Source organism: Crateriforma spongiae, assembly GCF_012290005.1.
In the GTDB taxonomy this organism is placed as follows: domain Bacteria; phylum Planctomycetota; class Planctomycetia; order Pirellulales; family Pirellulaceae; genus Crateriforma; species Crateriforma spongiae.
The window spans coordinates 153,244-168,102 of the sequence record NZ_JAAXMS010000011.1 but is presented as its reverse complement, the minus strand read 5'-3'; the positions used below and the strand labels follow the sequence as shown (position 1 = coordinate 168,102).

Sequence of the window (14,859 nt, the reverse complement as noted above, 5' to 3'; positions counted from 1 at the left end):
GACCACCGTCTGCGACGGGATATTCAGCTGGGTGCCACTCATCGAGTAGAACATTTGCTCGAGAACGTTATCACTCTGGAGCGTGAGTGTTGGTGTGGTGAATACAGGATCTTCTGGAGTCGAGTTGTCAACAAGTGAGTAACCGACGGCATCTGGTGTCACGCCCGAGGAACCCATCCAGGTGACAATTCCACCTTCAACCGCCGACGTGCCAGAGACGAGAATTGCTAGAACGGCTACATAACCTGCAGGTTGGACTCTCATCAATTCACAAGTCTCATTCGAGTTTTGTCGTTCGTATGCCTATGATTAGATCCGAAAAAGTCTAATTTCGGATTTGACATTTGTCAAAAACGTGGCTGGCACGAACTTAGTCCAGTCCTGTAGGTCATGCTCCGCATGACAGGGACTCTTCGACCGCGGGCGGCGTAGACACCGTCACGCACAGCGTGACCTACTGTTCTATGGTCGCCGCTGGTTGATGGAAGTTCACATCCGAAGTTTGAAGACACAGGAATTTTGACCGCGGGCCGCGCTAGGCGACGTAGACTCCGTCACGCACAGCGTGACCTACTGATCTATGGTCGCCGCTGGTCGGTGGAACTTCACATCCGAAGTTTGAAGACACCGATGAGGATGGAGCACTTGCGTTGCGAAAGTCCTGCGATGGTTCGCAAAGAAGTTCCCTGGCACTTGATTGGCGGCACCCCGATCTGGGCGGCGATGATAGTGTCCACATTGAAGTTCGACCTTTCGCCGACGCGGTTAAGCTTCACCGGTACAATGCAAGCACAGGATGAGTTCGCCGCGTCGCTAAGATTAGGTGCCGGCCGTTTCCAAAAGCAAGGAGAACACCTGCTCGAAACACTAACAGAACTTCGTGCGGGAAACCGACCGGGGCGTCAGGGAGCCATTGAATTGAAACGTCGCGCCAAACAATACAAGCTCATGCAAAAGCCCTGTGATCCGGACCGAAAACGTTGCGCCACGGCAGCTTAGCGCCGAAGTTCGCGCCATCTACGCTTGGTCGCTCAAACGCAGCAGGGCTGTGGATGGGTTGCGGAGAATGGCGTGAGGTTACTTGGGGCGAATGGTGAATGACCACTCTCGATGCCCGGCGGGGATGCGATATTTTTCGAGCGGCATCGCCTTGGGTGACCAGGAGTCGGTTCCGCCCACACCCATTTGTCGGTCATCGAGGTTCAGCGTGTAAAAGCCTTGCTCCACTAGATCGTAGGTGTGTCGGGCTTCATCAATGTTTTCGGATGAGTAGGGCCAAATCGAAAACCCAAAAGGCTTCAAGCCGTCGATTCGAATGGTTTGGCCTTTACCGGACAATTCCAACCATCGCGTTTCGGTTCGATAGCCATTTTCTTGCGGCATGGCGTATTCGAAATACAGATCGTCGGTGGGCTGCGCATGCCGTGCGACTTCCGCACCGCTGTTGCGGTCCCAGTAGTTTTCCCATGGGCCCTTTCCAAAGTACTGCGATGCGGAAAAGACCTCGGAGATGCCCATGGTGACACCGAAGCGAGGAAGGTTGGGCAGCGTTTCGTCCGCGTCCAAATCCAATGTGACCGCAATGGCACCATCGCCGGAGATGCGATAGTCGATCTGTAGTCGCAACCGGTCATGGACCTGGATGACAGTGACGTGCGCGGTGTGTGATTCGGAGGAGTGCAAGCGAACGGACTGCGTTTTCAGCTTGTCGCCCAGTTCCTTCCAGTATTTTTGGCGAACATGCGTCTTTGCTCCTCCCCGGTCGTTGTCCGTTTGGGGACGCCAGAAGTTTGCTCGCAGCGGGCTCTGGATCCACTGGACCCCATCCATTTCGTAACTGACCAATGCACCGGAGGTTCGGTCGATTCGTGCGGTGAATGATTCCCCGACAAAGGTGTATTGATCCGCTTGTTCGCGAATCTCCAGCGTCGCTGATGACGGCGGATCGTCGGAGGCCGGCGATTCCATTGGCAGTTGAAACTGCTCTTTGGCAATTTCATAGCCTTGATCACACCACAAGCGGTCTTTGGTCTCGTGGAAGCTGACACGCAGCCAGTACTCGGCGTCACTGTCGGCGATTGGCATCGAATAGGGAAGCGTGATTTGTTTCGCTTGCCCTGCCGGGAGGTCGATAGTGCCAAAGTCTGCTTCTTCGATCATCCGTCCGTCCTTGGAAATGGACCAGCGGATGGCATAGTCATCCGCATTGTTGAAATGAAAGCGATTGATGACGTTGATCGTTCCTTTGGTCAGGTCAACTGCTTCGAAAGCGATCGGCTGGAAAATGTATTTGCATTCCTGGGTCTTCGGGGTCGGCGTCCGATCGGAGTTGAGCACACCGTTGAGGCAGAAGTTGTTGCTGTTGGGCTGATCTCCGAAGTCCCCGCCGTACGCAATATATCGGTCACCCGCTTCGTTGGTGGTTTGCAAACCTTGATCGATCCAGTCCCAGATGTAGCCTCCCATCAAGTTGGGTTTCGATCGGATCAAGTCCCAGTATTCTTTCATGTTGCCCAGGGAATTTCCCATCGCGTGGGCATATTCACACATCACGATCGGACGGTGGATGTGCTTTGCATCGGCAAGTTCACGCAACTGATCGACCGAGGGGTACATGCGGCTAACGCAATCGACATAGGCCGGGTCATCGGGATTGGCCGGCAAAGCCCAACGTTGTGACTCAAACCCACCGGCTGGATTGTACTGTGGGCTGTTCGGGTCCCCCTGGGCACCTTCGTAGTGAATGAAACGACTCGGATCGTAATCCTTGATCCAACCAGCCGCCGCGGCGTGAATGGGCCCGCATCCCGATTCGTTTCCCAGCGACCATGAAATGACCGAGGGGTGATTCTTGTCTCGTTCCACCATGCGGATCACACGATCATTCACGGCAAAATGCCACGACGGTTCGTTCACCAACTGTCCCTTGATTCCATGTGACTCCAGATTCGCCTCGTCCATGACATAAATGCCGAACTGGTCGCACATGTCATAAAAGTAGGGATCGTTGGGGTAATGGGATGTTCGGACGGAATTGAAATTGAATCGCTTCATCAGGCGAACATCTTCTCGCATGTCCGCTTGCGTTAAGGCTTTGCCATGAACGTGATCATGATCGTGACGATTGACGCCCATTAGCTTGACAGCCACTCCATTGACCAACAATTCGCCGTTCTCACTGACATCAATCCTGCGGAAACCGACTTTGCAACTTCTCGCCTCTGCCAGTTGTCCATCGGGGTCGGTCAATTGGAAGACGAGTGTGTAAAGGTAGGGCTGCTCGGCCGACCACTTCCGAGGCGAGTCGACGTTTGTTTCCATCAGCCCAAACTTCACATTGTCTCGTTGTGGGTATCGTTCGTTCACAATGGCGTCGACGTCGATCTTCAGCTCCGAATCCAAGACGGCTTTACCAGTGGAGTCATGAAGCTGAGCGGACAATGTCCAGCCTTTCCATCCGTCCAGCCGATCGGCCAGGATCCGCGGTCGAATTCGAAGGTTCGCATTTTGGAAGTCGTCATCAAGATCGGTGCGAACGAAGAAATCATTGAGCGCAGTCCTTGGCTGGCGAAGAAGCAGTACTTCGCGATGAATACCACTGAGCCGCCACATGTCTTGGTCTTCGAAGTACGATCCATCGGACCAGCGAAACACTTGGACAGCCAGACGGTTCGTCCCAGGCTTCACCAGCTTCGTCACGTCGAACTCGGCGGGCAGGCGGCTGCCTTGGCTGTAGCCTGCCAATTGCCCGTTGACCCAAACATAGAACGCCGAGGACACACCGCCGAAGTGCAGAATGATTCGATCCTCGGTCCATTGTTCGTCGACTTCGAAATCTCGAACGTACGACCCGACGGGATTTTCCCGATCGATCCGCGGCGGGTCGGGTTTGAATGGGTAGACCGAATTGGTGTAGATCGGCTGGCCGTAGCCTTTGACCTCCCAGCTTGATGGGACAGGCAGGGTGTCCCATTGCGTCACATCAAAATCAGATGCGAAGAAATCATCCGGGCGGTCTTCGGCGTTCGGCGTGAATTTAAATTTCCAGTCCCCGTTTAAAGACGTCATTCGCGATTCTTCTCGATCGCCCGCCAACGCATCTTCCGCGGTCGCGAATGAGTAGGACGTAACGCGCGGGGGCATTTTGCCCTTTTCAATGACTCGCTCGTTTTCCCAGTCGTTAGGGAATACCTGGGCGATTGCGGTCGATGCAAAGCACAGCACGCACGCAACGCAAAACATTCGTGACATGACAAGGGACTCTCGGGTGGGGATCATGATGGCCCGAATTCGAAACGGGCGTCGGCAACTTGAACGCATCGCAATCGGATCGGATGGGGAATCCATTGTCCAAAGTCGCGTGCATTTCGTTCCGCGGTGGTTCCCAAGAATCTAACATCTTCCGCCCGGGGATTCATCCATCGGCAGGTGATGATCCATCCGGGCCGCGCGAAACACATCCAAGGTGTCATTCATTTCGATTCAGGCAATGAGATTGTCTTCTTGAGTTTATAGTCATTCGATTGCCCCCGCGTTGACTGGCAACCAAGCTGCAAAACTGTCGCAGGGTTTATTGATTCGTCCTTCGTTCACAAGGTGAAGCAAACGATGGACATCCTGTCTGTGCGTGGCCCTTTGTGGAAGAAGAACCGAAGACGTGGAAGACTGCTGGGACGTGCTAAACTTGGGCTGAAACGCAGCGTGATTTTCGAGCGATCGCGACTGCGGGTTCGTGTCGGTTATTCCAGTTGCAGTGTTTTGTTCTGGGTGGGTTCTTTCGAATGGTCGAGTATTGCCGACGGTGTCATCGTGCTATGGATCCCGATCGCGATTGGATCGAGCGATTCTTGGTCGAAGGCGCCCCCGATCCACCGGAGTCGCGCGCGACCAAGGCCGACTTGCGACAAGCGATCGCCGAACGGGATTATCTGTTGAAGCAACTGCATGCGATGGCATTACGCATGCTCGCCAAGGAATTGTCGATTGCCTCTTCGCCGCCGTTGTCCGACGATCGTTCGCCGTCGCAGATTCATGAGGACATGCGGCGTTGGCTGCAGGACCAGCGGCCAGGATCCTGAGCCGCTTCGGCGATCGCCCGTCGTTGAACAGTCGTCTTCACTGAAAAATCAGATTCTGGCATCCTAGGTGCACTGCAGCCAGTTTACGTTGACGTCATACACGCCGGGCAATTGATGCGCCGCGATTCATCCGAACGGAGTTTGCCGTTTTGAGTTCCACCGAGATCCTGTCAGACCCGCCGGAGACGCCCGTGGAGTCGGAGGCGTCGATGGATTTGATCGAGATCGGTGTGATCGTTGCCGGCCCGTTGGATTTTGTCGATTCGCGCGCGGCCAAGCTGGCGGTCGAACAGGCGGACGCTCGTTTGACGGAGATGTTCCCCGGTTTTGAATTCAATTTTTTCGAAATACGACGCCCGGAGCTTTCGGCCGGTGCGACGAGTGATTCGACATCGATTGAGCCGGCCTTGTTGTTGCAGCGGGCGCTGGAAGAACGCGACGCGCGGCACTGGGACTTCGCGTTTGTGCTGACTTCTGCGGAATTGGAAGGGATCTATTCGCCGTATTGCTTTGCGGCATTGAGTCGATCCATGGACGCTGCGGTGATTTCGTTGTCACTGATCGATCCGCAAGCCTTGGGCGTTGATGTTGATCACGTCGAACGGATCGAGCGAATCGCCAGACGCCTGAGTCGTTTGATGCTGCACGCGATCGGGCACTTGACCGGATTGCCCAAAAGCGATCACCCAAACGATTTGCTGTATCACCCGCCCGATGCACAGGCGTTGGATTTGATGGCGGCGTTGCAACCGGAGGATGTGGAGCGACAGCGGGAAGTCTTGGAATCGATCGCCGACCAGCGTTTGGAAGAAGGGGCCGGTAAACAATTGAGTTCACCGGCGTTTGCCATTCGTGCCGCATGGATCAACCGCGCCCAGATTTATCGATCGATCTGGGCGGCTCGCCCGTGGGAGTTTCCCAAACGTTTAAGCCGGCTGACGATCGCCTCGTTTTCGGCGCTGGCGATTTTGTTCATGACCGCGGAATCCTGGGACTTGGCATTGGCCCAAGGTGCACCGCGAATCTTGGGTTTGGTCGCGTTGACCGTTTTGACCACCACGATCTTTGTGGTGACGCGACAGCAATTGTTGGTTCGCCGACGCAAACGACGAAGCGAGCAGACGGTGGTCACCAGCGTGCTGGCGATCGCCATCGTCTTGTTGGGAATGACGGTGACTTGGCTGACGCTGTTTTTGGTCGGTGCCGTGTTGTCACAACTGCTTTTCCCCTCGGGCCTGATTGCCTCTTGGGCATCTTCAACGATCGAAACGACCAAAGATCTTTCGTGGATCCATCGACCTCAGATGGCGGCGTTCAGCGCTTCGCTGGCTTTGTTGATCGGTGCTTTGGGGGCCAGTTTTGAATCGCAACACTATTTCCGCCACATCATTTTTGTGGACGAAGAAATCTAGCAAGTGGATGCCGGAACGTGGCTGCGTTTGGTCCGGCTTAGGGTCGAGTCGGCTGTTGTTTCGATTCGATCTGGTCAAAGATTCGGTCGGCTGCTCGGACCGCTTCGTCGATCGGCAAGCCTTGCGGTATTCCGGGACGTTGATGGCCCGCGGCCGTTACGAAAGCGTCACGTAATATGCGCATCGCTTTGACGTATTCGGGCGCCGCCACCGGTTCAAACTCAGAAGCATTCGCGGCATCTTTGGACGACCGAGATTGCCCTAGCTCGTTGATGATGATCGTTGCCATCACCGCGTGACCGCGATCACTGGGATGCACTCCGTCGGGTTGCAAAGGCTCCGCCGACAAGGCAGCCGACGTTTGATTGTGTAACGCATCGGTCATTGGGCCGTGCAAGTCGATCACGGCGTATCCGCTGGAACGCATCGACAGTAACCAGTCCGCATAGGCACGCATCACCGCCGGGTAATCCCCGTCGATTTGTTGTCGAAACCGTGTGGCGTCAAACGACGGCGGTGTCACGTGGATGATGGCAATGTCACGCTGGACCGCAGCATCATGCAAACGCTGAATGCCGCTGCGGAACGCGGCAAAACGTTCGTCGCTGAGCGGTTGGTAAATCCCACAGTTGATGCCGTAGCAGGCAATGATCAAATCAGGACGGCTGACCCGCAGCACGTCATCCAATCGTGAATGCAGATCCGGTCTTGGGAATCGACCGCCGGCGTGACCATCTTCGCTTAAGCCGGAAACGGTTTCACTGGGCAAACCCATGTTGATCACGACTGGCGGCGCATCGGGGCGCTGGTTGCGCAGCCATTGCTGGATGGCCGCCACATAGCGACCGTCAAAGGTGATGCTGTCACCGAGGAAGACGATTCGGTCAGCGTCACGCACCATCTGCCACATCGATGTGGTGGGCTGGTCATCCTTTGTGACCGTCGACGTTTGTGCCAAGCACGGCGAAACCGCCGTTGCCAAAGCGATCAACCATCCGGCGATCGCAGGGGTGATCCAAACGGAGCGACGGATCTGGCGTGACGGCAAACGTGTCATGGCGACGCAGTTCACGAGGTCGTTGATGTGGCTTCTTCCAAAACCGTTTCGCTGACATAAATGGGCAGCGGCGGGTCGAACGTCACGGCCACCGCAATCGCGTCGCTGGGGCGAGAATCAATATCGATGGTTTCGCCGTCGCTGCGGATCAATCGCAATTGGGCAAAATAGGTGTGATCGTTCAGGTCGCTGATGATCACGCTTTCGACCGTTGCATCCAACGCTTCGGCGATGCGGACGATCAGATCGTGTGTCAACGGACGCGGCGGTTGATAGTCTTCTTTAACGCGGCGATCGATATTGGTGGCTTCGAAGATACCGATCAGAATCGGGAACTCACGTTCGCCGTTGACTTCCTTCAGATAGATGACTTGGTTGTCGGTCAGCTCGGAAATGATGATCCGAGCGAGCTGCATTTCGACGGGCATAGGCGTTCGGCTTCCCTGAAACGATTCGAATCATGACGCAACTGCATTGTAGCATTCTGTGGTGCGTCGTAGCGTGCGGTGGCGTCGGCGGGTGAGGTTTGGTCGATGGACCGGGGCCCGGCGAGCGATGAATCTTCACATTCGGCCGGTCTCCGATCGCGCCAGCCATCGGTGGCGGATGATCAGCCGCGGTTGGCGTCGCCGTCATAGCGGGTGAAGATCATCTTTCCGGCGTTGGTTTGCAGGGTGCTGGTCACACGAACCTGCAATTCTTGGCCGATCCGTTTGCGTCCACCCTCGATGACGACCATGGTGCCATCGTCCAGGTAACCGATCCCCTGTTCGGGGCCCTCGCCGGGCTTGATGACGCGGATCCGAAACACTTCGTCGGGAAGATAAACCGGGCGTAGTGAATTGCTGATTTCGTTCAGGTTGATCACCGGAACGCCTTGCAGCTTGGCGACCTTGTTCAGGTTGAAATCGCCCGTGACAACTTTGCCTTCCAAGTGTTTGGCCAACAGCACCAGTTTCAAGTCCACCGACTGGCCGGCAAACTCGGGCAGTTCGCGATCAAAGATTTGTAGATCGACCGTTTCATCGGCCCGCAAACGATTCAGCACATCCAGACCGCGCCGGCCGCGGGTGCGACGAAGCTTGTCACTGCTGTCGGCGATCGCCTGCAATTCGGTCAACGCGAATCGAGGCATGATCAACTGGTTGTCAAAGATCCCGGTGGCCACCAAGTCGGCGATCCGCCCGTCAATGACCACGCTGGTGTCCAAGATCAGCGGCTTGAAGCCTTTGACTTCGCGCACAAATTCGACATACGGGATCAGAAAGCGAAAGTCGTCCTTGGTCTGCAACAACAGACTGGTACACACATAGACCAGGACCAAGCCAACGACCAGCTGGAACGCGCGGCCGTTGACCATCTGTTCCAGCATGGGCGCCATGGCGATCCACAGGATGAACGTCAACAAGACGCCGACCAACACGCCGAAATAGATCGCCGTGATCGTGTCGATGCGCTTTTTAGGGATATAGATGTCGCCCAAAACGACGGCCGACGCCCCCGCCATGACCGTGGTGAACAAAGCGTAGGGAACCCACGATGGCGCCCCGGTCGGCACTGTCGCATCGATGACCGCTGCGGACACGCCGCCGGCACAAGCGATGAACAGACAGCGAAGTACAATCAGTGCCATCGACGATACGTGGTGGATTCGAAACGGTTAAGCTGGTCGGGTGACTCGGGCGGTGGTGATCAAAACGAAGCCTGCCGGCGTGTTGTCACACGACTTCGACGTTCGCGGCCCAAAACCGCGACCGATGATCGGATCGCCTTCCACACTATCGCAAACCAGCAGGATTGGTTTGTCCAGCCCACTGAAAAAACTGCCAAACGGTTCGCTCTGACATGAAAAGCATGCATCTCCGTCATTTTCGCATCTTGTTTGTTCTGATCGCAATGTTCGTCCTGAGCGATGGCTGGGCCGGTCGTGCGGAGGCTGAGGATTCTGCGGGATCTGGATCGGGGGCATCTGGCGGATCGGACCGTCCCAACGTGGTGATGATCATCAGCGACGACCAGGCCTGGACCGATTACGGATTCATGGGGCATGAGCACATCCAAACGCCGCGGTTGGACGAACTAGCTGCCCAGTCGTTGACGTTCACACGCGGATATGTCCCCACCAGTCTGTGTCGCCCGTCCCTGGCGACGATGATCAGCGGGCTGTACCCCCACCAACACGGCATCGTCGGCAACGATCCGCCTTGGGCGGGCATGGACCAGGGGCAACGCCGTCCGCCCCACACGGCCCAACCTTATTTGCAATCGCGGATCGATTACTTGCGGCACATCGATGCGATGACCACCCTGCCCGATCGCTTGGCACCGCTGGGATATCGGTCGTTGCAAACGGGAAAGTGGTGGGAAGGTAACTTTCGCCGAGGCGGATTTGACGCCGGCATGACGATCGGTGACATGTCACGCGACGGACGCCATGGCGACAAGGGCTTGAAGATCGGCCGCCAAGGCATCGCGGAAATCGATGAATTCCTAGACCAGTGTGTCAATGATCAGGCACCGTTCTTCGTCTGGTACGCGCCGTTTTTGCCGCACACACCCCACACGCCGCCCCAGCGTCTGTTGGACAAGTACGAACCCGTCGCGCCGTCATTGCCGATCGCCAAGTATTGGGCGATGTGCGAATGGTTTGACGAAAGCTGTGGTGCGGTGCTGGACAGTCTTCAACAACGCGGGCTGAGCGATGACACGATTGTTCTGTATGTCTGTGACAACGGTTGGATCAATCGAAGCGACGCCAGCCGGTACGCGCCACGCAGCAAACGCAGCCCTAACGAAGGCGGCATTCGCACACCGATCATGGTCCGTTGGCCGGGACACGTCGAACCCAAAATGGAAAGCGACCGGATGGCCAGTTCCATCGATTTGGTCCCGACCGTGTTGGCGGCGGCCGGACAAGACATCCCTGCTGAACTGCCCGGTATCAACCTTTTGGATGCCGCGGCGATCAGCGGAAGAAACCAATTGTTCGGCGAAATCTTTGACCACGACATTCGATCGCAAACCGACCCGGCAGCCAGTCTGCAGTACCGCTGGACCATCCGCGATTCGATGAAGCTGATCGATCCGTCGGAATCGATGGACGACCAATCACTGCAGTTGTATGACTTGGCCGACGACCCGCATGAAAACCACGACTTGGCTGCAGAGCGCCCGGATGTGGTCGAAAGTCTCAGCAAATCGATGGACCAGTGGTGGGCACCGAAAACGAAGTAGGTGTAAACGCACCTGGTGACTGGTTTTCACACATGTCACCGTGCTTCGTCCTGGTGCCAATGGCTAACGATCCGGATTCACGCTGCCGCCCCACCCCAGTTTGTCGCGCAGCGTGCGATGGTCGTTTTGACCGGGGACCGACAGCATGCGGAAACTGACATCCGCGCGACAGATCCGGACACGGTCGCCGGGATACAGCCGGTCCATCGGCCGACCGTCCACGACGATGGAGGTGGATTCGGTCGGGTCGGTGACGGAAAATTCCATCACCGTATCGGCGGTTTCCACCAACGGACGGTACGTCAATGTATGTGGGCTGATCGGGCTGACCACCATCGCCTGCAAGTGGCGGCGCAGAATCGGACCGCCGGCGGACAGATTGTGGGCCGTCGATCCGACTGGTGTCGCCACGATCAATCCATCACAGCGGTAACGCGTTGCCAAATGACCGTCGGCCCAAAAATCGATATCCAAAATTCGATAGGGCGGGCCGCCCAAGATCGCTCCTTCGTTCAACGCCAGTTGCTGCGCCGCGACTTGGCCGCCACGAAACAGCGTGATCTGTAGCATCAAGTGTTCGACGACTTCGAACCCGCCGCAACAAACCTGCGGCCAGGTATCCAGGAAGTCATCGGGCGACAACGCGGCCAGAAAACCCAAGCGACCACAGTTGATGCCCAGCACGGGAATTTGATTGGTGCCCATCTGACGCGCGGACTGCAAAATCGAACCATCGCCGCCCAGAACGATCACCAAATCGTGGTCTTTGTCCGCGAAGTCATACGCGAACTCCAGGTCCTCCACCACGATGTCGGCACGTTCGGCGATCGCCGGCCGAATCCGTTCCAATTCCTTGCGAACCAAATCCCGATCCGGCGCGCCAAGAATGGCAACTTCCGGACGGCTTCGCATTCGGTCCAGCCAAGCGTCGGTGGACATCGCCGCGCTCACGTCGAAACCGAGTTGGAGATGCCCGCCTCTTCACGGCAAACGTCGGCGATGCCTCGCGGTGACAATTGGCTTTCGTCCAGCAATTGGGAACGATCACCGTGTCCGACGAATTGATCGGGTAGCGCAAGCGTGCGGACCCGACGAGTATCCAGACGCTGGCGAGCGGCCGATTCCAAGAACGCGGATCCGAAACCGCCGACCGTCGTGCCTTCCTCCAACGTGATGACAAATCCGTCGCCGCCCACAACATCCGCAATCATCGCTTCGTCGATCGGTTTGACAAAACGAGCGTTGATGACACGTACGTTCAATTCGCCGCTTAACAGATCTGCGGCGGCCAAGGCGTGTTCCAACATCGCACCGTACGCCACGATTGTGCCATCGGCGCCATCGCGAAGGACTTCGCTTTTCCCGATGACGATTTCGTCCGGAATACGATCCAGTTGCGGTGCCGACGCTTTCGGATAACGGATGCCCGAGGGATGATCGATTTCCAACGCCTTTTGAAGCATCAGTTCCAATTCGGCCGCGTAGCCTGGCGCCATCAACACCATGTTGGGGAACAGACGCATGTAACCGATGTCGTAAACACCGTGGTGCGTCGGACCATCCGGACCGGTTAAACCGGCGCGGTCCATCATGAAAATCACGGGCAAGTCTTGCAGGGCGACTTCCTGGAAGACTTGGTCATAGCTGCGCTGCAGGAACGTGCTGTAGATGTCCACGATCGGACGCAGACCTGTTTTTGCCTGCCCCGCCGCAAATGCAACCGCGTGGGATTCGCAAATTCCGACATCGAAGAAACGATCGGGGACTTGTTCGCGAACGGGTTCCAGTTTGTTGCCTTGGCACATTGCCGCTGTGATCACCGTCACGCGATGATCGTTTTGCATTGCACGCAGAATTGCGTCGCGGGCGTGGTTGGTGTACGGGGGAAGCCCCGAACTGGGCAACGTGACCGGGCCTTCGTCGGTGTCTTTGAATGCCGGTGGTGTGTGAAAGAACACCGGGTCTTCGGCCGCCGGTTTGTAACCGTGACCTTTCTCCGTCACGACGTGCAACAAGACCGGTCCCGACATGTTGCGGACCAGTTGCAAATACTTGCGCAGCAACTGGATATCATGACCGTCGATCGGGCCGATGTACCGGATGTCCAATTCTTCGAACAACATCCCACCAAGCAGTCCGGCTTTGACGCCTTCCTTCATTTGTGCCAGCAAGCGTTCGGCCGGATCACCGAACATGGGAACGTGGTCCAGCAAGCGAACGACTTCGCTTTTCAAACCCGTGTAAAACGGATTGCCTCGCAAGCGATCCAAGTACTTCGCCATCGCGCCGGTGCGAGGACAAATCGACATCTTGTTGTCGTTCAACACGATCGTCAGATCGTCGCCCAGTTCGCCGGCGTTGTTCAACGCTTCGAAAACAATCCCGCTGGGGAATGCACCGTCGCCGATGACGGCCACGGTTTTGCGATCGCGTTCGTTTTGAACATAGTCGCCGCTACGCAGACCCACCGCCGTGCTGACGCTGGAACCGGCGTGACCGGTCATAAACAAGTCGTAATCGCTTTCGGCCGGGTTTGGATAACCCATCAAGCCGCCGGCGGTGCGGATCGACGCAAAATCGTGATAGCGGCCGGTGATCAGCTTGTGCGGATAAATCTGGTGCCCGGTGTCCCAGATCAAACGATCGCGCGGAAAGTCGTATTCCGCGTGCAGGGCCAAACACAGTTCGACCACGCCCAGGTTGGACGCGAAGTGAGCCGTTCGCGTCGCCAAAAGATTGCACAAAACGTCTCGGATCTCTGCCGCGACTTCGTCCAACTTCTCGTGCGAGTAATCTCGCAGCGGGCGTGAATCGCCCAGTGCCGCCAGCAACGGGTGTCGTGCGGCCGATGTCACCGGCGCTTGCCTGTCGGTTGCTTCGTTTTCAGTTTGATTCTTCGACACGCCCGATCGTCCTGACACCGGTTGTCCGGTTGGTTGTTCGCTATTGTCCGTCAATGCGTTCGCTCCAGTACATACCCCGCCAATTTAATCAACCGCCACGCGCCGTCACCCAGCAACCGGGCATGCGACACCGCCGATTCGGTCAACTGCACCGCTTTTTCACGCGATGCTTCGACACCCAACAGGCCCGGATACGTCAACTTTCCTCGCGCCGCATCCTTGCCGACTTGTTTGCCCATCGCGTCGGCGGTCGAAGTTGTGTCCAGTAGATCGTCCACAACTTGGAACGCCAGCCCAAGGTCTACAGCGTAGTTGGACAGGTTTTTCCGCGTCAAAGCATCCGCACCGGCCAAAATCCCCCCTAAAGCCAGCGATGCGTCGATCAACGCCCCCGTCTTTCGGCGGTGGATCGCTTCCAGATGGGCCAGTGCCGCTGTGCGACCGGATTCGTCCGACGTCCAATCGTTGTCGCTCTGGCCGGCCTGATCCCGCTCGGCCTGCAAATCATCGGACTGGCCGCCCACCAGGGCCGTCGCGCCCGCCGCAATCCCCAGATGCCGGACCGCCGGACCGACCAAAGCCGGGTCTTGGACGCCGTCGGCCAGAGTCGCGAAGGCAGCGGTCAGCAACGCGTCGCCGGCCAGGATTGCGGTCGCTTCGTCGAACTGCAGATGCACCGTCGGACGGCCGCGACGCAAATCGTCATCGTCCATCGCGGGCAAATCGTCATGGATCAGCGAATACGCGTGAATCATCTCCACCGCGGCGACCGCCGGCGCCAGCCGCCAAGCCGCTTCACTGTGCGGGTCGATCCCACACACCTGCCCGGCCATCAACACCAAGGCCGGTCGCAAACGCTTGCCCGGGGCCATCAATGCGTAACGCATCGCATCGGCCAAGATTGCGGGGCATCCATCACCGGTGACGACGTCGGATTCCAAAGCACGCAACAACATCGCTTCGATGGGCGCCGCCAAATCGGCCATGCCCGTCGCGTCACCGGTCGATGCATCACCGCCGGCCGCGCCGTCGCCGGATGCCCCGCCGGAAGCTTGCTGAGATGAGACTGATGACGATCGTGATGTCACGAGGGGCCGGATCCTTTCAGGCTGCCGCATTCATATCTAAACGGTTCATTGTAGGCAGACGAACACCCAGACAAACGGGGGCTGAAA

At 57.2% G+C, this 14,859-nt stretch carries 12 protein-coding genes; 4 read left to right on the top strand and 8 right to left on the bottom strand.

The window, feature by feature from the left end; all coding sequences use genetic code 11:
• On the bottom strand, positions 1 to 264 hold a 264-nt coding region (locus tag HFP54_RS25355), incomplete at its 3' end, for a hypothetical protein (protein ID WP_206036364.1).
• A 255-nt stretch (positions 265 to 519) separates the two neighbouring features.
• Here HFP54_RS25355 and HFP54_RS23540 point away from each other — a divergent pair.
• The gene (locus HFP54_RS23540; RefSeq protein ID WP_168567025.1) at positions 520 to 999 is read left to right on the top strand and encodes a transposase; all 480 of its coding nucleotides are present in this window, start codon (positions 520 to 522) and stop codon (positions 997 to 999) included.
• 78 nt (positions 1,000 to 1,077) lie between these two features.
• Here the strand turns inward: HFP54_RS23540 and lacZ are convergent, their stop codons facing one another.
• Positions 1,078 to 4,251, bottom strand: a complete 3,174-nt coding sequence (lacZ, locus tag HFP54_RS23535; RefSeq protein ID WP_168567024.1) for a beta-galactosidase, LacZ type — start codon at positions 4,249 to 4,251, stop codon at positions 1,078 to 1,080.
• A 563-nt stretch (positions 4,252 to 4,814) separates the two neighbouring features.
• On the opposite strand from lacZ, the gene HFP54_RS23530 reads away from it, so the two are divergent.
• Together HFP54_RS23530 and HFP54_RS23525 are read left to right on the top strand one after the other, a co-directional pair.
• Positions 4,815 to 5,078, top strand: coding sequence for a hypothetical protein (locus HFP54_RS23530; protein ID WP_197137039.1), 264 nt, complete (start codon positions 4,815 to 4,817; stop codon positions 5,076 to 5,078).
• Between the two features lie 149 nt (positions 5,079 to 5,227).
• The gene (locus tag HFP54_RS23525) at positions 5,228 to 6,490 is read left to right on the top strand and encodes a hypothetical protein (RefSeq protein WP_197137041.1); all 1,263 of its coding nucleotides are present in this window, start codon (positions 5,228 to 5,230) and stop codon (positions 6,488 to 6,490) included.
• Between the two features lie 37 nt (positions 6,491 to 6,527).
• Here HFP54_RS23525 and HFP54_RS23520 read toward each other — a convergent pair whose 3' ends face one another.
• From HFP54_RS23520 to HFP54_RS23510, 3 genes are all read right to left on the bottom strand, one after another.
• The gene (locus tag HFP54_RS23520) at positions 6,528 to 7,547 is read right to left on the bottom strand and encodes an SGNH/GDSL hydrolase family protein (protein ID WP_168567023.1); all 1,020 of its coding nucleotides are present in this window, start codon (positions 7,545 to 7,547) and stop codon (positions 6,528 to 6,530) included.
• Positions 7,548 to 7,558: 11 nt separating this feature from the next.
• The gene (locus tag HFP54_RS23515) at positions 7,559 to 7,975 is read right to left on the bottom strand and encodes a bifunctional nuclease family protein (RefSeq protein ID WP_146413449.1); all 417 of its coding nucleotides are present in this window, start codon (positions 7,973 to 7,975) and stop codon (positions 7,559 to 7,561) included.
• A 182-nt stretch (positions 7,976 to 8,157) separates the two neighbouring features.
• Positions 8,158 to 9,054, bottom strand: coding sequence for a PIN/TRAM domain-containing protein (locus HFP54_RS23510; protein ID WP_390658187.1), 897 nt, complete (start codon positions 9,052 to 9,054; stop codon positions 8,158 to 8,160).
• A gap of 338 nt (positions 9,055 to 9,392) precedes the next feature.
• Here HFP54_RS23510 and HFP54_RS23505 point away from each other — a divergent pair, with 338 nt between their 5' ends.
• Positions 9,393 to 10,781 (top strand): sulfatase family protein, encoded by a 1,389-nt coding sequence (locus HFP54_RS23505; RefSeq protein WP_235952259.1) that lies wholly within the window; start codon positions 9,393 to 9,395, stop codon positions 10,779 to 10,781.
• A gap of 63 nt (positions 10,782 to 10,844) precedes the next feature.
• Here HFP54_RS23505 and HFP54_RS23500 read toward each other — a convergent pair whose 3' ends face one another.
• The 3 genes from HFP54_RS23500 to HFP54_RS23490 form a co-directional block, all read right to left on the bottom strand.
• A complete protein-coding gene (locus tag HFP54_RS23500; protein WP_168567022.1) occupies positions 10,845 to 11,720 on the bottom strand; it encodes an NAD(+)/NADH kinase in 876 nt (291 codons plus the stop codon).
• Positions 11,721 to 11,728: 8 nt separating this feature from the next.
• On the bottom strand, positions 11,729 to 13,636 hold the full coding sequence (gene dxs, locus HFP54_RS23495; protein WP_390658185.1) for a 1-deoxy-D-xylulose-5-phosphate synthase: 1,908 nt from the start codon (positions 13,634 to 13,636) through the stop codon (positions 11,729 to 11,731).
• Between the two features lie 98 nt (positions 13,637 to 13,734).
• Positions 13,735 to 14,772, bottom strand: a complete 1,038-nt coding sequence (locus HFP54_RS23490) for a polyprenyl synthetase family protein (RefSeq protein ID WP_315853966.1) — start codon at positions 14,770 to 14,772, stop codon at positions 13,735 to 13,737.
• Positions 14,773 to 14,859 lie beyond the last annotated feature (87 nt).